We start from the raw sequence: 18,608 nt of genomic DNA, 5'->3' as shown, positions 1-18,608 counted from the left end.
TCGTCATGCCCGCCACCGGGTCTCGCCTTCGGCGAGCCCGATGACAGGCTCCGCCGGGCATCCAGTACGCCGTGACCTCGCGTGCACCGCTACCGCTTGTGCTTACTGGATCATCCGCCTTCGCGGATGATGACGACTGCGCGAATGACGGCAACAGTACGCTACTTCACCACCGCCGCGGTTTGCCCGAACAACAGCTTGCGCTCTTCCTCGGTGCGGATCGCGGGCTGGCCGAAATTCGGATTGACCTCCTTGGCCTTGGCGTAGGCGCGCAGGGTGGCGGGGCGTTCGCGGATGGTCTCGAGCCAGCGCTTCAGATGCGGGAAGTCGTCGATGTTCTGCTCCTGGTTCTTGTACGGCACGATCCAGGGATAGCTCGCCATGTCCGCGATCGAATAGTCACCGGCGATGAACTCGCGGTCGGAAAGGCGCTTGTTGAGCACGCCGTAGAGCCGGTTGGTCTCGTTCACATAGCGATCGATGGCGTATTTGATTTTTTCCTGCGCGTAATTGCGGAAGTGATGGTTCTGACCGGCCATCGGTCCGAGCCCGCCCATCTGCCAGAACGTCCACTGGATCGCGTCGTAGCGGCCGTAGATGTCGGAGGGCAGGAACTTGCCGGTCTTCTCGGCGAGGTACAAAAGCATCGCGCCGGATTCGAAGATCGAGATCGGCTTGTCCCCGCCCTTCGGCGCGTGATCGACCATCGCCGGGATCCGGTTGTTCGGCGCGATCTTGAGAAACTCCGGCTTGAACTGGTCGCCCTTGCCGATATTGATGGGGTAGATCTTGTAGAGCAGCCTCGCCTCTTCGAGAAACATCGTGATCTTGTGACCGTTCGGCGTGGTCCAGTAATAAAGGTCGATCATGGGGCGTTCCTGTCCTGCTGGCGTTGTTCAGCCGGCATCCAATCGAAGGCGCAGATTGGATGCGATTGCATGAAGTTCACCGCAACGGGAAGTCGAAGTCAATCGCCTCGCCGCAAATTGATGCATCAACCGAGGCGGCCGTGCTCGCGCAGCAGTTTTTCGCCCTCTTCGGTCACCGTCACGATCAGGCCGAAACCCGCGATGGTTTCGCGCGCGACGTAGCCGCGGTCGGCCGCATCTTCCCAGATCGTGAGGCGCGGGCACGACGTCCGCCAGGTCGCGATCACCTCGGAATAGACCCGCGGCTCCCGCGCGATCCATTCGACGAAGTCAAGCACCAGTGGATCCGCCATCCCGGTCATCGGCTTTCTCCCTCAGTAGGCCAGCGCGTCGCTGCGCGCAAACAACAACAGCCAGCTTCCGTAGATGATGTAATAGCCGGCCACCGTGGTGATCAGACGCCCGGCCCAGGTGCGAAACTGCAGGTCGGTCATCGCTTCCAGGATGCGCCGCGCCAGCGTGGTGCCGGTCATCGACGCCACCACGGCGACGCCGGCGAGCACCGGATCCAGCGTCGCGGCGGAATCGATGATGCCGCCGAAATAGACCAGCTTCACGAAATGACTGGCCACCTGGCAGCTGGCCTTGGTCGCGACGATGCCGCGGCGGTCGAATTTGCCGCCGAGAAAGAAGGTGTCCATCAGCGGACCGGACACGCCGGTCATCAGCATCAGCCCCATGCAGATCGAGCCGTAGAAGCTGCCCTGCCAGATGCTCTCGGGATCGGGCTTCAGGCTCGATGGCGTCAGCCGCGCCAGGAACGGCGTCACCCCCAAGAGCAACAGCGCCATCGGCTTGCCCGGCACGTAGCGGGTGATCGACCATGCGGCGAGCGCGACCGCGCATCCGATCAGATAGATCGCGACCGGCCGCCACCGGATGTGGCTGCGCCACAATAGGGCGCGCCAGCCATTGGAAGCCATCTGCGTGATCGCGTGCAGCACCATCGCGGACGGCAAAGGCATCAGGGTGAGCAGCACGCCGATCAGGATCAATCCGCCGGCCATGCCGAACAGACCGGACAGAAACGCCGTCGCGACCATCAAGAGGCCAAGCAGGCTTATCGTCAGCGTCGTCATTCGAATCTCCGCAAGCTATTTCTGCCTCGCTTGGACAGACCGGACAAACTGAGTTATCTTGGCCTGGCATCAGTTTTCCTGAGGGTAAGAATGCGACGGCTGCTGTTTCTCAACGGCATCAAGGCGTTCGAGGCGGCGGCGCGAACCGGCAGTTTTGCCGGCGCCGGTGCCGAGCTCAACGTGTCGGCGGCGGCGGTCAGCCGGATGGTGCATCTGCTGGAGCAGCGGCTCGGCGTCGCCTTGTTCGAGCGCAAGGCCAACCGGCTGGTGACGACGGCGGCGGGCCGCGCCTATCAGAGCGGACTGACGCCGATCTTCGATGCGCTGGCGAGTCTCACCGCGCAGGTCACCGCGCCCGGAAGCGTCCGGGTGCTGACGCTCGGCGTCGGTCCGACTTTCGCGATGAAATGGCTGATCCCGCGGCTGGCGGATTTTCGCAAGTCAGAACCCGACATCGACGTACGCATCACCACCGGAGGTGCTGCGGCGCCGTTCGGCGACGACTGGAGCTGCGGCATCAAGCTCGGCGACGGCGAATGGCCGGGCCTGGTCGCCGAACCGCTGTTCGCGGCCGATCTGTTGCCGGTCTGCGCGCCGCGGCTGGCGGCGCCATTGAAACGCGCGGGTGACCTCAAGGGGCCGGCGCTGCTGCGTGTCGCGCATTCGCCCGACGACTGGCCCTCATGGCTGAAGGCCGCCGGCATCACGCGGGTGAGCGCGCGCGGACCGGAGCTCCAATATTACGGCCAGGCGCTGCAGGCTGCCGTTGACGGGCTCGGCATCGCCATGGGCATCCGGCCCTATATCGACGACGACCTCGCCGCAGGAAGGCTGGTGGCGCCGTTCGCGCTGTCGGTGCCGAAGGGCATGCGCTGGTACCTGGTCTATCGCAGCTTCCGCACCGACCAGCGCGATTTCACCGCGTTCCGGCGCTGGATCATCCGCGCCGCCGCGGAACCGGCTGCGCGCGGCAGGCCCGCCGGCAGAATGGCACGCCACGCCGGCTGAGCCGGCCCCCATCGCGCGGCCTCAAGCCTTTGCAGCTAAAAGACAAAAGTCCTGCAATTAAAGAAAATGGCGGGCATGTGAACGAGTTCACATCCGTTTTGGGCGGTTCATGGTTTCCTCAACCCCCAATAGGCGGAGTCGGGACATGCACTGTTTTCATGACGGTTTTAAAATCGAGGCTTTCGAGGCGGGACAAGGCTTGTGGCACGCCAGGATCCGGCGCGCGGACCTGAAGCCCGTCAACATCGACGGCGTTTCGTTTTCAATCCTCGAGATCGGTTTCGCCTGGTCCGATCCGGACACGGCCATCGCGGATGCGAAGGCGCAAATCGACCAGCTCAAGCTCAAGCGCTACGCCGGGCCATTGCCGCAACCCGAACTGCAGGCCGCCGCCTGTTAGTCAGATCCAGAACTGAGCCCCCGCCATGCCCAACTCCAAGGCCAAGCCTTCCCACGCCAAGCCTTCCCACGCCAAGCCCTCCCAGGCCAAGTCGATCCCGCATGCTGCAGCCTTGGCGCTGCCCGATTGTCCGCTGTGCAGCACCCGCCTGGTGGTCCAGCAAATCATCCCCGGGCGATTGGGCCTCGAACATTGGACGCTGCGATGCACGAAGTGCGGCCACATCCATCAGGATGCGGTCGACACCGCCTCGCCGCCGCAGGCCCCTTCAGCCTAAATCTAGCCCTTGAACGCCAGCGCGATCGCGGCCTGCGCTTCCTGCTGGATCTGCCGCAGGTGCGCCGCGCTCACAAAACTCTCGGCATAGATCTTGTAGACGTCCTCGGTGCCCGAGGGCCGCGCGGCGAACCATCCATTGTCGGTGGAGACCTTGATGCCGCCGAAGGACTGACCGTTGCCGGGCGCGGCCGTGAGCGCGGAGCGCACCGGCTCGCCGGCGAGTTCCTTGATCGCGAGCTTTTCCGGCGACAGCGCCTTCAGCAGATTCTTCTGCGCCGGCGTCGCGGGCGCGTCGATCCGCTCGTAGTAGGGCACGCCGAGTTCGCCGGTCAGTTTGTCGAACAGCTGGCTCGGATCGGACTTTGTCTGTGCCGTCATCTCGGCGGCCAGCAGACCCAGAATGAGGCCGTCCTTGTCGGTGGTCCACACCGATCCGTCCCGCCGCAGGAACGAGGCGCCGGCGCTTTCCTCGCCGCCGAATCCGAACGAGCCGTCGATCAGCCCGTCGACGAACCATTTGAAGCCGACGGGGGTTTCGACCAGCCGGCGGCCGAGTTTCCTGGCGACGCGGTCGATGATCGCGCTGGAGACGATGGTCTTGCCCACCGCGCTATCCCGGCGCCATTGCGGGCGATGTTCGAACAGATAGGCGATCGCGGCGGCGAGGTAATGATTGGGATTCATCAGGCCGTTAGAGCGGGTCACGATGCCGTGGCGGTCGGCATCGGTGTCGTTGGCGAAGGCGACATCGAATTGGTCGCGCAGCCCGATCAGCCGCGCCATCGCATAAGGCGACGAGCAATCCATCCGGATCTTGCCATCCCAGTCCACCGTCATGAAGCGGAAGGTCGGATCGACCGCGTCGCTGACGACGGTCGCGTCGATGCGGTAGCGCTCGATGATCGGCTGCCAGTAGCGCACCGCAGCCCCCCCGAGCGGATCGATCCCGATCTTCACGCCCGAGCTGCGGATCGCCTCCATGTCGACGACATTGGCAAGGTCGGCGACATAGGGCCCGATATAGTCATAGCGATGCACGCAGGCGGATGTGCGCGCTCGGTCATAGGGGATGCGCTTGACGCCCTTCAAATCGTCTTCGAGATAACGGTTGGCGGCGCGCTCGATACCGCCGGTAACGTCGGTATCCGCCGGCCCGCCATGGGGCGGGTTATATTTGAAACCGCCGTCTTCGGGCGGGTTGTGCGACGGCGTGATCACGACACCGTCGGCAAGGCCATCGGCGCGGCCCTTGTTGGTGGTCAGGATGGCGTGCGAGATCACCGGCGTCGGCGTGTAGCCATCATGCGCGTCGATCATCACCTCGACGCCGTTGGCCGCGAACACTTCGAGCGCGCTCGCCAGCGCCGGCTCCGCCAATGCGTGGGTATCGATGCCGACGAACAGCGGCCCGGTGATGCCGCTCGCCTTGCGGTGATCGCACACCGCCTGGCTGACGGAGAGGATATGGTTTTCGTTGAAGGCATGGTTGAAGGCGGAGCCGCGATGCCCCGAGGTTCCAAATGCCACCCGCTGCGCCGGCACCGCAGGATCGGGCTTGCTGGCGAAATAAGCGGTCACCAGCCGCGGCACGTTGGTCAGCATTGACGGCTCGGCGGGCTTGCCGGCGAGCGGATTTACTTTGGCGGACACGGGGGTTCCCTTAAAATCACACAGGCGAGGATCATCGTCCTGACATTGTAGATAGGTTTTATCGATCTGAACAAGAGACCGCGATGTCTCCCACCGTCATTGCGAGGAGCGAACGCGACGAAGCAATCCATTCCCTTGGCGTTGCCAGATGGATTGCTTCGCGGAGCCTGTCATCGGGTAGCGCATTGCGCCGACCCGTTGGCTTGCATATGACGGTTAAGGTAAGGCCGCGTCCATCCGCAGCCCGCGCAAATTGCCCTCAGAGCGCCTCGAAAATCGTGACCTCGATTTGACCCTCGACCCTTCCCTGGCTTCCCGGCACGTCGTTTACCGCCAAATACAGGCTGCCGCATTTCGCTGCGTCGCTGACGCAAAACACGCAGTGATGCCCGACGACAAACAACACGAGCTTGTCCTTGTCTGCTTTGGTATCCGCGGAGCTGCCGCCAACCTTCCCAATCATTGCTCCGGCTGCGCAGGAGTCCATCATCAACGGATCCTTGCGAGCGATCGTTGGGTCGCCGTCGGCCGTGCAGACCCTTCCCGATTCGGGTTTCCAGGTTTGCGGCACCTGTTTGGTCTCGTCAGCCGGATCAGGCTTCATTTCGACCGTTATCTTGTAAAGCTTTCCCTGCGTGACGTAATCGAGCGCCGGCGTCCAGAGACCCGTCTTGTTTTCCGGCACCGACACCGTCGCGATTTTCCGCCAAGTCGGCTGTCCCATTTTGAATCCTCCCGCCTGTGCCTGGTGCGCGTGTGATGTTGCCTTCTGGAAGTGGACCAAGATGCCTTGGTTGCCGGCAGAGGTGGCCGCACAGCCGGAGCCGGGCAACCCGCTGGTTTCTCATCTAACGCCCGAGGCGAGGTTGGCCCCGCCGTCGGTGTGGGCGATGGCGTTGATTCCATCGGCGTAGGTGTTGGCGTCGGTGCCGGGGGCGGCGTGGGTGACGGTGTTGATCCCGTCGGCGTCGGCGATGGCGTCGGTGCCGGGGGCGGCGTGGGCGACGGCGTTGATGCCGTCGGCGTTGGTGTTGGCGTCGGTGCCGGGGGCGGCGTGGGCGACGGCGTTGATGCCGTCGGCGTTGGTGTTGGCGTCGGTGCCGGGGGCGGCGTGGGTGACGGCGTTGATCCCGTCGGCGTGGGTGTTGGCGTCGGTGCCGGGGGCGGCGTGGGTGACGGCGTTGATCCCGTCGGCGTTGGTGTTGGCGTCGGTACCAGGGTCGGCGTAGGCGACGGCGTTGATCCCGTTGGTGTTGGTGTTGGCGTCGGTGCCGGGGGCGGCGTGGGCGACGGCGTTGATCCCGTCGGCGTTGGTGTTGGCGTCGGTGCCGGGGGCGGCGGGGGCGACGGCGTCGATCCCGTCGGCGTCGGCGATGGCGTTAGTACCGTTGTCGGCGCTGGCGCTGGCGACGGCTTTGATCCCGTCGGCGACGGCGATGGCGTTGCTACCGCTGCCGGCTTGGGACACGCGGTCGATGCGCCGGGCGGAGCCCCGGGCAACGATATGACGCGGACGAGCTTCGGCTCCTCCTTGGAAGTGTCGCCGATGGCGGCTTGAGGGAACATTGCAACCCACTTCCCGTCCGACTGCACGACGGCGAGCACCTCAAGCTGCTTGCGCGCGTTGCCAACCGAGACTTCCACGATCGCGCCCTGATTGAGCAGACGCAGATCGGGTTCGGCGCCCAGCGGCACGAGCGTCACTGGGGCATCCCTGAAGTCTGGCCACGCCAGCAACGCATCCTCGTCAACCACTTCGCCTCTGCAAAAATCGCGGGCCAGGTACTTTCCGCCGAGGCGATCGCGGGCGCGCTTGATTTGCAGCCTGTCGCCGATCGATCTGGCCGCCGGCGCGATCAGATGGACTTCGGTGAGCCGCGTATTGGCGCCCAGTGCGCGCGCGGCCTTGAAAGACGGGAACGTCGGGCGATCCGCCACGAAGAAACTGAGGACCACCACGCAGAGCGCATAGACAGCGACCAGCACCCTCCCCGGCGTGGTCTGCTCTCGGAAAAATTTGCGCATTCACCAAGACTCGCCTGCCCTGCTCACTTCGCCCTGCGCACCCTGCTCCTGCTCATTTTGCCGGCGCGGCCGGTTTTTCGTAGCGGAAATTACGCTGCTCGCCGAACGTCGCCAGCTTGTCGATGGCTTCCCACATGGTTCGTTCATCTTCCACGTCGGCTGGCGTTCGCAAATGCATCGCGCTCAGCAAGTCGATACGGAATGAATCGAACGAGGTCATCGCGACGTCGGCGAAGCTGCGGTACTGCTCGGCGGCGGCGCGGTACCAGAGATAGGCGGCAAGCGGGCCACCGAGCGCGGCCAGCAGGAAGCCCCATCGGCTCGGCGCAATGGCGAACGCGACCACCGACCAGATGGCGGCCGTTAGCAGCGTCAGCCAGCAACATGCGACCAGAAAGTCCAGCTGGGTCTTCGCCTCCATCAGCGTGGCCTGCGCCTTCTCGTCCTTCTGCACGATCTGCATCAGGTTGCTCCACAGGACTTCCAGATTGCAGCGATAACGGCGCATCACGTAGCTCTGGATCGTATTTGCGATATTGCCCATCTTGGTCGGCGCCATGTTCTGGGCGCCGCCGAAATTCGAATTGAATTCGTTCTGCAATCGCGTATGCAGTCCACGGGCATCCGGAGCGAAAAAATCGGAAGCATATTTGATCAGCTTCGAAAGCCGCCGGTGTTCCTCATCCAGCGTTTCGCCCAGATCCGCGTTGTAGGTGCGCAGGCGCGTTTCCAGCGACTCGGCCACCTCAGTCAGTTCCGCGGCGGCAATGATCTCGTGGTTTCTGAGCCTCGCTTCCAGCGCCGTGAGCCTGGTTTCAATCGGGTCATTGGCGCCCGCCGAAAACAGCCCCGTGCCGGGAGGCACGATTCCGATGGCTCTCGCCCTGGCGAGCTTCTTCTTCGTCTCATCCATCTGATTGAGGTCGGTCATCTCCTCGAATGACCTGGCCAGCGAATCCAGGAGTTGCAGGCGGCGCTTGTTCTGGGCAGGAACGAACCAGCCCGCGACACGTGCCCACCATTGTCCCTCCAGCACCTGGCGAAGAAAAGTGCTCAGCGACGAGAGCACATAGGCCGCAAGCACGATTCCAACCACGATACTTGCGGTCAGAAATGCGCCACCGGTGACGGTGGGTTTGAGGATGTTGTCGTCGGCCCACGCATGCCAGGGCTCGACGACGAAATAAGCCGCCGCACCGTTGATGAATGTAAATGCGAGCATCGGCGAAAAACTGCCGACGACGAAGTATTTGGAGAAATAACCCTGAAGCTGGCTGAGCAAGGTGGAGAGCACGCGATCCCCCTACAGAAGTTTCGCACTGCATATCGTGCAGATGTCGGGGGCCGCCGCGTCGCGATCTTCCGGCGGATAATAATGGTACCACTTGCGGTCGGGTCGGCCCGGAGGCTTGCCCGGGCGGGTGCACCGGGTTCCGGTGGAAGCGCTCACATAGCCTTTGGCGAGCGTTCCCCCCAGGACCAGGAGGTTCGCGATATCGCTGCCGCTTACGCCGCTATAGCCGATTTTCAATCCGGCGGATTTGACCGCATCGAACACGAGCCCGGCCTTCCTGGTGCGGGCCATGTCCAGAATCGGAACGAAGTCCACCTTGCTGAGCGGGATCTTTTTCTTGGAGGCGCCGACCAGGTCTTCGTAATGCACCAGACGCAGGCCGCCGGATTTGGTTTTCAGCACGACGCCGGAGCGCTTGGCGTCGATCGCCGTCTTCAGCGCGGTATCCACGCTGAGGTTTGCCGCCACGAGCGGCAGATTGAACTTCCGCATGTGCTTCCCCCTGCCAGGCGCCACACAACGAACCGTCGCACGGACGGCAGCCGGCAACCATGCTAGATGCATATCTTTTCCGCTGCAACTACGGGTGTCGGGGTGACCCGACCTGCGGGCGGGCCAGGCCGGCGGTCGAGTTCGGAGGGGTGCGGTCTTCCATCGGCGAGCGGGGAGGCCCATATTCCGACCATGGCGACTCCCCCAGATAAACCTAAATCGCAGAAGAAACCCGCGTCTCCCCCGAAACCGAAGTCGGGTTCCAGGGCGTCTTCCAAGGCGTCACGCCCCGACGTGCAGCCGATCGGGCCGGCGCTGGCGGAACTGCTCAATCCCGCGATCAATCGCGGCGAGAGCGGCCTCGGCTCCGGTACCGGACTGCAGCCGCCGCCGGATAATTCCTGGGATCGCCGCGCCGGCGGCGAGGCCGCCGCGCATCGCGCGCGCGCCTCGACGCGCGGGAGTGGTGATGATGTGGCGAAGAAGGATGCTGTCACGACGCGCGATTCTTCTTCCTTCTCCCCTCCCCCCACGCGCGAAGCGCGTGGCGGGGAGGGGTCGGGGGTGGGGGGTGCTTCGGCAGATCCGGTGCCAGATCGAGAGCGAGAGTCTGCCGCACGACCCCCCACCCCCGACCCCTCCCCGCCGCTTCGCGGGAGGAGGGGAGAAGAGAAGGGAGGAGAAGAGAACAGCGGCCTCGGCGAGGCGCCGCAGCGCGAATTCGCGCCGGCCAATTACGGCACATCCGCCACCATTCCGACGCTCGATCCCGAACTGGCAAAGCAACTCGGCTTCACCACCGAGGAGGAAGACGCCGCGGCGATGGCGAGGCCGCCGCGCAACAAGATGGAGGCGCTTGGCGTCGCCGCCACCGCGGACGCGCTGGACGCGCTGATCCGCGAGGGCCGCCCCGAATTCAAGGGCGACGACGGCCAGGTCAAGGTCTGGACCCCGCATCGGCCGCCGCGTCCGGAAAAATCCGAAGGCGGCGTCCGCTTCGTGATCAAGTCCGAGTACGAGCCGAAGGGCGACCAGCCCACCGCGATCAAGGAATTGGTCGAGGGCATCGCGCGCAACGACCGCACGCAAGTTTTGCTCGGCGTCACCGGCTCGGGCAAGACCTACACCATGGCCAAGGTGATCGAGGCGACGCAGCGTCCCGCCATTATCCTGGCGCCGAACAAGACGCTGGCCGCGCAGCTCTATGGCGAGTTCAAAAGTTTTTTTCCCGACAACGCGGTGGAGTATTTCGTCAGTTACTACGATTACTACCAGCCCGAAGCGTACGTGCCGCGGACCGACACCTATATCGAGAAGGATTCCTCGATCAACGAACAGATCGACCGCATGCGCCATTCGGCGACGCGGGCGCTGCTGGAGCGCGACGACGTCATCATCGTCGCGTCCGTGTCGTGCATCTATGGTATCGGCTCGGTCGAGACCTATACCGCGATGACCTTCGCGTTGAAGAAGGGCGAACGCATCGACCAGCGCCAGCTGATCGCCGACCTCGTCGCGCTGCAATACAAGCGCACCCAGGCCGACTTTACCCGCGGCACCTTCCGGGTTCGCGGCGACGTCATCGACATCTTCCCGGCCCACTATGAAGACCGCGCCTGGCGCGTGAACCTGTTCGGCGACACCGTGGAGAATATCGAGGAGTTCGATCCGCTCACCGGCCACAAGCAGGACGAGCTCGAATTCATCAAGATCTACGCCAACTCGCACTATGTGACGCCGCGGCCGACCCTGGTGCAGGCGATCAAGTCGATCAAGTCCGAGCTGAAGATGCGGCTCGACCAGCTCAACAACCAGGGGCGCCTCCTGGAAGCGCAGCGGCTGGAGCAGCGCACCACGTTCGATCTCGAAATGATGGAAGCGACCGGCAGCTGCGCCGGCATCGAGAACTATTCGCGCTATCTCACCGGGCGCCGCCCCGGCGAGCCGCCGCCGACTTTGTTCGAATACGTCCCCGACAACGCGCTGGTGTTCGCCGACGAAAGCCACGTCACCGTGCCGCAGATCGGCGGCATGTTCAAAGGCGACTTCCGGCGCAAAGCGACCTTGGCCGAATACGGTTTCAGGCTGCCCTCCTGCATGGACAACCGCCCGCTGCGCTTCGAGGAATGGGACATGATGCGCCCGCAATCCGTCGCGGTGTCGGCGACGCCCTCGGCGTGGGAGCTCAATGAGTCCGGCGGCGTGTTCGTCGAGCAGGTGATCCGCCCCACCGGGCTGATCGATCCGCCGGTCAACATCCGCCCGGCGCGCACCCAGGTCGACGACCTCGTCGGCGAGGTTCGCGCCACCGCGCAGGCGGGCTATCGCAGCCTGATCACGGTTTTGACAAAACGCATGGCCGAAGACCTCACCGAATATCTGCACGAGCAGGGTATCCGTGTCAGATACATGCACAGCGATATCGACACCATCGAGCGGATCGAGATCATCCGGGATTTGCGGCTCGGCGCGTTCGACGCGCTGGTCGGCATCAACCTGTTGCGCGAGGGCCTCGACATTCCCGAATGCGCGCTGGTCGCGATCCTCGACGCCGACAAGGAAGGTTTTTTGCGCAGCGAGACGTCGCTGATCCAGACCATCGGCCGCGCCGCGCGCAACGTCGACGGCAAGGTGATCCTCTACGCCGACCAGATGACCGGCTCGATGGAGCGCGCCATCGCCGAGACCGACCGCCGCCGCGAAAAGCAGGTCGAATACAACACGCTCAACGGCATCACGCCGGAAAGCATCAAGAAATCCATCGGCGACATCATGAACAGCGTCTACGAGCGCGACCATGTGCTGGTGGAAATCGGCGGCAACGACATGACCGACGACATCATCTCGATCGGGCACAATTTCGAGGCCGTGCTCGGCGATCTCGAAACAAGGATGCGCGAAGCCGCCGCCGATTTGAACTTCGAGGAAGCCGCCAGATTGCGCGACGAAGTCAAGCGCCTCCGCGCCACCGAGCTTGCCGTGGTCGACGATCCCACCGCCAAACAGCGCACCGTGCAAGGCAAAGCCGGCGCCTATGCGGGAGCGAAGAAGTACGGCGAAGCCGCCAACCTGCCGGCAAGCGCGATGAAAAAGCGTGGCGGCGCGTCTTCCCCCTCGCCCCGTTCTTCACGGGGAGAGGGTCGGGGTGAGGGGCGATCCACGGGCAGTGCCAGCAGCGCAGCCTCGAAAGTCCACAAACCCCATCTCGACGAAATGCACGGCCCGGAATCCCTGCCCTTCCGCCCCAACCGGGCGACACCGCGAAAACCCTCGCTCGACGACAGCGGCCCCGGCAGCAAGATCTTCCAGCCCACCGACTCCCGCCAGTCCGGCCCCGAATTCGGACCCGCCCCGCGCTCCACCGGCGGTGCGCCGGGGCATCGGGGTGGGTGGAAGAAGAGGTAGCCGTCACGCAGCGCTAGCAATTCGATGGGGTTTGGTTAGGCTGCAGCAATGAAACTCGGCTTCGAGGAATCGCAATCGTCCTATTCCAGCGGCTCGCAAAGTGCCCGCGCATGGACGGAAGCCTGGGTGAGCGCGTGGGCATACTGCCCGCATTGCGGCAATGCAAAGATATCTGCCTTTCCGAATAACAGCCCGCTGGCGGATTTCTTTTGTACGTTTTGCGCCGAGGAATTCGAACTCAAGAGTCAGAAAGGGAAATTCGGCGCGAAGGTCCTGGATGGCGAGTTCAAGACCAAATGCGAACGTCTCGCCGTAAGCAACAATCCCAACCTTCTGCTGATGAACTACGATCTCAAATCGCTTGCGGTCGTGAACCTGTTCATCGTGCCGAAGCATTTCTTTGTCCGCGAGATCATCGAGGAACGCAAGCCACTGGCAGCGACCGCACGCCGAGCCGGATGGATTGGTTCGAAAATCCTGCTCGATCGCGTTCCCGAGTCGGGCAAAATTCACATCGTCCAAGGTGGGATCATTCGCGCGAAGGAGTTGGTGCTTGCCGAATGGCAAAAGACGCTCTTCCTCAGGAATGAATCGCCGGAGACGCGCGGCTGGCTGCTGGATGTCATGAAATGCGTGGAGTCGCTCGGCAAGCGCGAGTTCACGCTTGACGAAGTCTATGCCTTCGAGCGGCATCTCGGCGATCTCTATCCCGGCAACCAGAACGTCAAACCCAAGATACGCCAGCAGCTTCAATATTTACGGGACCGGGGATTTATCGATTTCGTGTCGCGTGGTAATTATCGCCTGCGTTCGTAGAATCCGCTCGCGCTTCCGTCATTGCGAGGAGCGCAGCGACGAAGCAATCCTTTCCTTCTTACTTGGCAAAGCTGGATTGCCTCGCTGCGCTCGCAATGACGGCATCTAATCTCTTATTTTCTTATTGCACTCGGGTCATACTCCGGGAGATTTGCATGGCCTGGTTTCTCAACTTCTACAAATGCGACCGCTGCAGACGCAGATGGACCGATGAATGGTCGTGCACGTGCGACGACGACTGCCCGCATTGCGGGGCGCGGCACATGTCACCCTTCGACAGCGAAGATCTAACAGAGCTTATCGAGCAGGAGGGCGGCGAATTCGTCGCCATTCGTTCGCCCGATACGGCCGAGGACGATCCCGACTATCGCGAGCTTGGCCGCTTTCCGACGCGTGAGAAGGCCGAGGAATTTCTGGCTTCCGTTGAAGTGTAATCCGTCATTCCGGGATGGACCGCAGGACCAGACCCGGAATCTCGAGATTCCGGGTTCGCGCTTCGCGCCCCGGAATGACGGCGAGAAAATCTCTCCCGTCCACTCCATCCACCCCACCCGACGGGCAAATCACTCGCACCCTGTCCAGCCCCTTTCGCAAAAATATTCTGGTTTTCCGAAATCGCGAATCACTTTAAGAACCGCGGCTGTCCTGTCCCACAGAGGGGCGGCTCGAGATCGTCACGGACGCGGGACAGGATGCGGTGGACGCGGATGCGCCTTTGACGAATGGCGCGTGAGGCGGACGGCGAAGTCGTGTGGTTCTGACGCCTCGACGCTGGCGTCAAGTTCTTGAGAAGCAAGCTTCTCAGGGATGACGGTGACAAAAAAGCCCGATCGCCGGGAAGAGCAAGTAAGCCGTAAACCATTGCGCGGGGAGTGCCGGGTGTTTTGCCGGTGTGACCTGACTAACGCGTGTGCGTTCTACCACTACCATTGCACACGCGGCTATCGGGCGCATCGGGCGCCCGGCATTCCCTGCGCCCTCTGACGGCAGAGGGCGGAACGTAAGGCCCAAAACTCGCGCAAAAGCTGCGGCGAGATCGCGAAAGTATGTCTCGCCGTCATTGCGAGCGCAGCGAAGCAATCCATCTCACCGCGCAAAGAAAGAATGGATTGCTTCGCTGCGCTCGCAATGACGGTGTTCAGGGCCGCTGACGGCCGGGCTATTTGAAAAGTGAAGTCTTATGCGAGGCGGCAGCCATTTGGCGTGTGGGATCCTGCAGCCGCTCTGCCTTCCCTCACCCGAACCAAAACCGCCGGCGCCGCCGGACTGCGCCACGACTGCGGCAAGGCACCGCACAGCAATGTCCGGAAATACAGCCATAGGCTGTGAACCATTTTTGAACTGTTAACGTCAAATGCAACGGGGGCCTTTTGCCGGTTGATCGCGGTGGAATAAACCTCACAATGCAACCGGAAATGCGAGCCGGGCCAAACACCGGCGGAGAACAACAAATGACCGAGCCACTCAACCGCCAGCGCGTGCTCTCGCTTCTCGATGATTTCTCGGCCGGCGATATCGAGGCCGCGCTGGGGCACTGCGCCGACGACGTCGATTTCCTCACCCACGCGCCGATCGATATCCTGCCCCATATGGGGCCGCGCCGCGGCAAGGCCGAGCTGCGGGAGATGTGGAAGACCGTCCAGGACCGCTATTCCAGCATTCGCTACGAGGCGCCGATCCTGGTCGCCGAGGGCGACAAGGTCGCGGCCTATCTGCGCGCGTTCTTCACCAAACGCAGCAACGAGCGCGTGGTGCAGTTCGACGTGGCGGTGTTCTACACCCTGCGCGAAGGCCGGATCGCGCAGATCCGCGAGATCATCGATTCCTTCGATCTGGTGCAGCAGGTGCTCGAAACCGATATCGCCGCGGTGCTGGCGCAACGCGGGCCGCGCGAAGGCTAAGCTTGCTTCGTCATTCCGGAGCGCGTCCAACGAGTCCGCGCAAAGCGCGGCCCGATGACTGGCTCCGACGCAAACCTCAGATGCGCAATTGCGCATCGGGGAATCCCAGGATTCCGGGTCTGGTCCTGCGGACCATCCCGGAATGACAGCCCAGTTCCATTTTCCGCGCCGGGTTGAACCTTGCTGTCCTTGCCGCGACCCATCATGGGCTAAAGCGAACACCGACTGGCAAAGACACCCTCATGAAGATTGCGTTGCTCGCGCTGTTGGGTCTGGTGCTGGGCGCGCTCGGCGGCGCCGCGCTCGGCATCGGCGCGGGGCTGGCATGGGTCGAAATCTTCAAAACCAGCAGTTTTGAAGGCTATAGCGGCATGCTGGTGTTCTTCACCTTCATGCCGCTGGGTGCGGCGATCGGCGGGCTCGGCGGCGCGGCGCTGTTCGGCGTGATCGCGCTGCGCGACGCCGAAATCGCCATCGAACGGGAACCGCTGCGCCGCCACGACACGTAAATGTGTGGAAGCGGCCCGCATTTGTGCAATGCAATATTAAGCGTTGTGTTTCGGCCGGATGATTCTATTTAAGGGATCAATCGTGAAGTGCAGCATCCAGGCCCGGCGTCATTGACGACCCCGTCGGGGCCATTTGCTGATTCGAAAATCCAGTTCAGAAAGCGGAAAAAAATGACAGAGCACAGCCTCTGGCGTTTCTCACGCGCGTTGCATCGCGCGATCAACGAGCGCCGGCACGACGAAATCGAAGACCTGATCGATGACGATGTCGATTGGGCGATCTACGGCCCGATCGACATGTTTCCGTTCCTCGGCGCGCGCCGCGGCAAGGCGGCGGTGCTGGAAGTGATCCGGCAGATCGCGGACAACGTCCGGGTTCGCCGCTTCGATCGCGAGACCATCATGCTGGGCGTGGATTCGGCGTCATCGATGCTGCGCTATTCACTGACGGCACTGGATTCCGACAAGCCGATCAGCTTGCGGATCGCCCATTTCGCGCAGTTCAAGGCCGGCAAGCTCTCCAACATCCGCATTCTCGTCGATACCTTCGATCTGGTGGAGCAGGCGCTCGGGCGTCCGATTCATTTGCCGAGGATCTCGTCGTTCGCCTAGCTAAGCCGTCATTCCGGGGCGATGCGAAGCATCGAACCCGGAATCTCGAGATTCCCCGATGCGCAATTGCGCATCTGAGGTTCTAACGCGCACCCCGGAATGACGAGGTGAATGGATTCGCGCGTGATCAGCCCCGCCACAATTTTGCGCCGATGTCCCCGCATGGTCGCCTCACTTGGAATGCGGGCAGGGCTATGATTTCCAGAACACGGTGCGGCTGGGCGGGATTGCTGATTCTCGCGGCTGGAATCGGCATGGCGCCGGTGCTGCAGGCCCGCGCGCAGACCGTGCCGGCAGCGGAAGATCAGGAAGCACCCGCGGCGGAACCCGCCGCCATGCCCGATGCCGACGACGCCGACATCAACGGCCTCGAACTGGACTGGAGCCAGCTCAACGTCGACGCCTCCACGCTGGCCACCCGCCCGGTCTCGAAATCGCGTTCGCCCCAGGCCGCGGGCAGCGACATGTCGTGGTCGTCGAAGAACAATGCCAACGGCTCGGCCGGCGTCTCGGTGAAGCAGCCGCTCTCGCCATTCTGGGACACGCGGATCGGCGCCGACATGACGGTAGCGCCGCAGCCCTCGACGATGTCGGAGCTGCTGGCGGAGAAAGTCGCCAATGGCGGCAATGCGCCGCAATCCTCCGGGACCGCGTGGGCCGCGATCACCGCCCCGGGCGTCGGATCGATCTGGGACAAGACGGCGGTCGAAGCCCGCGTCGACCCCGGCCAGGAGAGCAGCAAGCTCGGCACCTCCCTGAGCAAGTCGCTGCCGCTCAGCGATCAGTATTCGCTGACCCTGCAGAACGGCTACAACGTCACCCAGCAGGGCATCCTGCCGGTCCCCGGAATCGTCGCGCGGGCGGCGCGAAGTTACGAGACCGAGCAGTCGGCCAGGCTGAACATCGCCGACACCGGCACCAGCCTGGTCGCCGGCCAGACGCTTTCCTCCACCGACGACAAATGGCTGCGCAAGATCGGCGCCGAACAGAAATTGTTCGACGGCGTCAGCATCTCGGGCTCGATCGGCGAGACGCCGCTGGGCGCCACCAGCAAGAGCCTCACCGCCGGATACAAGCACAGCTGGTGAGCGCCTGGATCGGCGCGCGGCGGTTCCCGTGCGTTCCCGCTGCATCGCAGTAAAGATCGAGCATTGCCGCAGATTGGCCCCGATGCGGTCAAAATCGGCAGCCCAGATAGCCCCACTGCAACTTTCGTCGTGCGGGGGACACTCGCATCGCCACGCGAACAGGGGAACAGCCGATGACTGCCATTCGTTCTGAAAAGCTTGAATCGACCGAATCGACTGAAGAGGATTCCAACCACGCCGCGGTCTCGGAAGTCGAGGCCGGCATCCGTGATTTCGTGCGTAACGACATCGCCTATCTGCGCCGCGCGCCGAGCATGCTCTCCGGCAGCGAGGCCCAACTCGAACCCAGCGCGGAGGCCACCGTCAACAACGTCAACTCGCTGATCCAGCGCGTCGCCGGCACTTCGCTCGGCGAGATCGAGAACCTGATCTCCGAACTGGAAGGCCTGCGCGACCTGCTGCACGCCGAAGGCCAGCGCGTCCAGCGCGAGATCTCCGGCTATGCCCAGCTCAGCCAGGCCGCGATGAAATCCACACGCATGATCGCCGACAATGTGGCGCAGTGGAAGCGCACCGCGGACGGGCTTCGCAACAGCTGACGCTTTTCCGTACCCTACCGTCATTCGCGTCGTTCCGGGATGGTCCGAAGGACCAACCCCGGGATGGCGCTGATGGTTGACCGATCCCCCGAACTTGCCGGGCCCATGCCGCGACCAAGAGCAGGCGCTGTCGCCGGCAGCGGATTCTTTTGGGGGACAGATCTCGATGAAGACCGTTCGGCCGGACAAAACCGATCCCATTCCGATGCGGACTGAACCACCCCGGATGGGCACCATCATGATCCGCTTTGTCGGATTGCTGGTCGTGGCCGTGGTCGTGCTGGCGCTGATCTATAGCCGCTGATTGGGCTCGCGATCTGGCGCCATGGTTAGCGAATCCTGACCTACTGGCCCGCGACCAGCGTGCTTTCCAGCGAATACGCGCCGTCGGCGTAGCCCTTCACCACCATCCCGGTCGTGAGCATCACCACCAGCGTCACGGTGGCGAAGATAAAGCCGACTAATTTCAAGCCGGTGCGGTCAGCCATGGTCATCCCCTCAGAAAAATATGTCCCGCTGTGA

General features: G+C 63.2%; 21 protein-coding genes. 12 read left to right on the top strand and 9 right to left on the bottom strand.

Annotated features, from left to right (window positions below; all coding sequences use genetic code 11):
• Positions 1-161: 161 nt before the first annotated feature.
• The 3 genes from B5525_RS18100 to B5525_RS18090 all read right to left on the bottom strand — a co-directional run bounded on the left by B5525_RS18100 (position 162) and on the right by B5525_RS18090 (position 2,008).
• Positions 162-869, bottom strand: a complete 708-nt coding sequence (locus B5525_RS18100) for a glutathione binding-like protein (RefSeq protein ID WP_079567232.1) — start codon at positions 867-869, stop codon at positions 162-164.
• A gap of 125 nt (positions 870-994) precedes the next feature.
• Positions 995-1,231 carry a hypothetical protein gene (locus B5525_RS18095; RefSeq protein ID WP_079567231.1) on the bottom strand — a complete coding sequence of 79 codons (237 nt, stop codon included), beginning with the start codon at positions 1,229-1,231 and terminating at the stop codon, positions 995-997.
• Between the two features lie 12 nt (positions 1,232-1,243).
• Positions 1,244-2,008, bottom strand: a complete 765-nt coding sequence (locus tag B5525_RS18090) for a sulfite exporter TauE/SafE family protein (RefSeq protein ID WP_079567230.1) — start codon at positions 2,006-2,008, stop codon at positions 1,244-1,246.
• Between the two features lie 90 nt (positions 2,009-2,098).
• Between B5525_RS18090 and B5525_RS18085 the strand changes: the two genes are divergently transcribed.
• The 3 genes from B5525_RS18085 to B5525_RS18075 all read left to right on the top strand — a co-directional run bounded on the left by B5525_RS18085 (position 2,099) and on the right by B5525_RS18075 (position 3,693).
• Positions 2,099-3,016, top strand: coding sequence for a LysR substrate-binding domain-containing protein (locus B5525_RS18085; protein WP_079567229.1), 918 nt, complete (start codon positions 2,099-2,101; stop codon positions 3,014-3,016).
• A 145-nt stretch (positions 3,017-3,161) separates the two neighbouring features.
• Entirely contained in the window at positions 3,162-3,416 is a 255-nt protein-coding gene (locus B5525_RS18080; RefSeq protein ID WP_079567228.1) for a hypothetical protein, read from the top strand.
• A 25-nt stretch (positions 3,417-3,441) separates the two neighbouring features.
• Positions 3,442-3,693: a hypothetical protein gene (locus tag B5525_RS18075; RefSeq protein WP_244567936.1), complete on the top strand. Its 252-nt coding sequence runs from the start codon at positions 3,442-3,444 to the stop codon at positions 3,691-3,693.
• Positions 3,694-3,695: 2 nt separating this feature from the next.
• On the opposite strand, the gene pgm is transcribed toward B5525_RS18075, so the two are convergent.
• The 5 genes from pgm to B5525_RS18050 form a co-directional block, all read right to left on the bottom strand.
• The gene (gene pgm, locus B5525_RS18070) at positions 3,696-5,297 is read right to left on the bottom strand and encodes a phosphoglucomutase (alpha-D-glucose-1,6-bisphosphate-dependent) (RefSeq protein WP_244568053.1); all 1,602 of its coding nucleotides are present in this window, start codon (positions 5,295-5,297) and stop codon (positions 3,696-3,698) included.
• Between the two features lie 307 nt (positions 5,298-5,604).
• On the bottom strand, positions 5,605-6,177 hold the full coding sequence (locus B5525_RS18065) for a hypothetical protein (RefSeq protein WP_154073293.1): 573 nt from the start codon (positions 6,175-6,177) through the stop codon (positions 5,605-5,607).
• Positions 6,178-6,189: 12 nt separating this feature from the next.
• The gene (locus B5525_RS18060) at positions 6,190-6,813 is read right to left on the bottom strand and encodes a hypothetical protein (protein ID WP_154073292.1); all 624 of its coding nucleotides are present in this window, start codon (positions 6,811-6,813) and stop codon (positions 6,190-6,192) included.
• A 609-nt stretch (positions 6,814-7,422) separates the two neighbouring features.
• Positions 7,423-8,664, bottom strand: coding sequence for a hypothetical protein (locus B5525_RS18055; protein WP_079567225.1), 1,242 nt, complete (start codon positions 8,662-8,664; stop codon positions 7,423-7,425).
• A gap of 9 nt (positions 8,665-8,673) precedes the next feature.
• A complete protein-coding gene (locus tag B5525_RS18050) occupies positions 8,674-9,156 on the bottom strand; it encodes a hypothetical protein (protein WP_079567224.1) in 483 nt (160 codons plus the stop codon).
• A gap of 192 nt (positions 9,157-9,348) precedes the next feature.
• On the opposite strand from B5525_RS18050, the gene uvrB reads away from it, so the two are divergent.
• The 9 genes from uvrB to B5525_RS45390 all read left to right on the top strand — a co-directional run bounded on the left by uvrB (position 9,349) and on the right by B5525_RS45390 (position 18,390).
• Positions 9,349-12,561 (top strand): excinuclease ABC subunit UvrB, encoded by a 3,213-nt coding sequence (uvrB, locus tag B5525_RS18045; RefSeq protein ID WP_079567223.1) that lies wholly within the window; start codon positions 9,349-9,351, stop codon positions 12,559-12,561.
• A 48-nt stretch (positions 12,562-12,609) separates the two neighbouring features.
• Positions 12,610-13,377, top strand: a complete 768-nt coding sequence (locus B5525_RS18040; protein WP_079567222.1) for a DpnI domain-containing protein — start codon at positions 12,610-12,612, stop codon at positions 13,375-13,377.
• Between the two features lie 155 nt (positions 13,378-13,532).
• Positions 13,533-13,811, top strand: coding sequence for a hypothetical protein (locus tag B5525_RS18035; protein WP_079567221.1), 279 nt, complete (start codon positions 13,533-13,535; stop codon positions 13,809-13,811).
• 1,017 nt (positions 13,812-14,828) lie between these two features.
• The gene (locus tag B5525_RS18030) at positions 14,829-15,278 is read left to right on the top strand and encodes a nuclear transport factor 2 family protein (RefSeq protein WP_079567220.1); all 450 of its coding nucleotides are present in this window, start codon (positions 14,829-14,831) and stop codon (positions 15,276-15,278) included.
• 242 nt (positions 15,279-15,520) lie between these two features.
• Positions 15,521-15,787, top strand: a complete 267-nt coding sequence (locus B5525_RS18025) for a hypothetical protein (RefSeq protein ID WP_079567219.1) — start codon at positions 15,521-15,523, stop codon at positions 15,785-15,787.
• A gap of 171 nt (positions 15,788-15,958) precedes the next feature.
• On the top strand, positions 15,959-16,399 hold the full coding sequence (locus B5525_RS18020) for a nuclear transport factor 2 family protein (RefSeq protein ID WP_079567218.1): 441 nt from the start codon (positions 15,959-15,961) through the stop codon (positions 16,397-16,399).
• A gap of 194 nt (positions 16,400-16,593) precedes the next feature.
• Complete coding sequence (locus B5525_RS18015; RefSeq protein WP_079567217.1) at positions 16,594-17,487, top strand: hypothetical protein; 894 nt, start codon at positions 16,594-16,596, stop codon at positions 17,485-17,487.
• A 173-nt stretch (positions 17,488-17,660) separates the two neighbouring features.
• Positions 17,661-18,086, top strand: coding sequence for a hypothetical protein (locus B5525_RS18010; RefSeq protein ID WP_079567216.1), 426 nt, complete (start codon positions 17,661-17,663; stop codon positions 18,084-18,086).
• Positions 18,087-18,252: 166 nt separating this feature from the next.
• Positions 18,253-18,390: a hypothetical protein gene (locus tag B5525_RS45390; protein WP_172899912.1), complete on the top strand. Its 138-nt coding sequence runs from the start codon at positions 18,253-18,255 to the stop codon at positions 18,388-18,390.
• A gap of 40 nt (positions 18,391-18,430) precedes the next feature.
• Here the strand turns inward: B5525_RS45390 and B5525_RS45385 are convergent, their stop codons facing one another.
• Positions 18,431-18,574, bottom strand: coding sequence for a hypothetical protein (locus B5525_RS45385; protein WP_172899911.1), 144 nt, complete (start codon positions 18,572-18,574; stop codon positions 18,431-18,433).
• Positions 18,575-18,608: the final 34 nt, after the last annotated feature.

The organism is Bradyrhizobium erythrophlei (assembly GCF_900129505.1).
Lineage (GTDB): Bacteria > Pseudomonadota > Alphaproteobacteria > Rhizobiales > Xanthobacteraceae > Bradyrhizobium > Bradyrhizobium erythrophlei_D.
The sequence above is the reverse complement of the archived record's forward strand: the minus strand, read 5'-3'. Positions and strand labels throughout refer to the sequence as shown.

Excerpts from the sequence above, each read along its gene's own strand:
- B5525_RS18100 (WP_079567232.1), bottom strand. The coding sequence starts at position 869 with ATGATCGACCTTTATTACTGGACCACGCCGAACGGTCACAAGATCACG.
- B5525_RS18095 (WP_079567231.1), bottom strand. The coding sequence starts at position 1,231 with ATGACCGGGATGGCGGATCCACTGGTGCTTGACTTCGTCGAATGGATC.
- B5525_RS18090 (WP_079567230.1), bottom strand. The coding sequence starts at position 2,008 with ATGACGACGCTGACGATAAGCCTGCTTGGCCTCTTGATGGTCGCGACG.
- B5525_RS18085 (WP_079567229.1), top strand. The coding sequence starts at position 2,099 with ATGCGACGGCTGCTGTTTCTCAACGGCATCAAGGCGTTCGAGGCGGCG.
- B5525_RS18080 (WP_079567228.1), top strand. The coding sequence starts at position 3,162 with ATGCACTGTTTTCATGACGGTTTTAAAATCGAGGCTTTCGAGGCGGGA.
- B5525_RS18075 (WP_244567936.1), top strand. The coding sequence starts at position 3,442 with ATGCCCAACTCCAAGGCCAAGCCTTCCCACGCCAAGCCTTCCCACGCC.
- pgm (WP_244568053.1), bottom strand. The coding sequence starts at position 5,297 with ATGCTGACCAACGTGCCGCGGCTGGTGACCGCTTATTTCGCCAGCAAG.
- B5525_RS18050 (WP_079567224.1), bottom strand. The coding sequence starts at position 9,156 with ATGCGGAAGTTCAATCTGCCGCTCGTGGCGGCAAACCTCAGCGTGGAT.
- uvrB (WP_079567223.1), top strand. The coding sequence starts at position 9,349 with ATGGCGACTCCCCCAGATAAACCTAAATCGCAGAAGAAACCCGCGTCT.
- B5525_RS18040 (WP_079567222.1), top strand. The coding sequence starts at position 12,610 with ATGAAACTCGGCTTCGAGGAATCGCAATCGTCCTATTCCAGCGGCTCG.
- B5525_RS18035 (WP_079567221.1), top strand. The coding sequence starts at position 13,533 with ATGGCCTGGTTTCTCAACTTCTACAAATGCGACCGCTGCAGACGCAGA.
- B5525_RS18030 (WP_079567220.1), top strand. The coding sequence starts at position 14,829 with ATGACCGAGCCACTCAACCGCCAGCGCGTGCTCTCGCTTCTCGATGAT.
- B5525_RS18025 (WP_079567219.1), top strand. The coding sequence starts at position 15,521 with ATGAAGATTGCGTTGCTCGCGCTGTTGGGTCTGGTGCTGGGCGCGCTC.
- B5525_RS18020 (WP_079567218.1), top strand. The coding sequence starts at position 15,959 with ATGACAGAGCACAGCCTCTGGCGTTTCTCACGCGCGTTGCATCGCGCG.
- B5525_RS18015 (WP_079567217.1), top strand. The coding sequence starts at position 16,594 with ATGATTTCCAGAACACGGTGCGGCTGGGCGGGATTGCTGATTCTCGCG.
- B5525_RS18010 (WP_079567216.1), top strand. The coding sequence starts at position 17,661 with ATGACTGCCATTCGTTCTGAAAAGCTTGAATCGACCGAATCGACTGAA.
- B5525_RS45390 (WP_172899912.1), top strand. The coding sequence starts at position 18,253 with ATGAAGACCGTTCGGCCGGACAAAACCGATCCCATTCCGATGCGGACT.
- B5525_RS45385 (WP_172899911.1), bottom strand. The coding sequence starts at position 18,574 with ATGGCTGACCGCACCGGCTTGAAATTAGTCGGCTTTATCTTCGCCACC.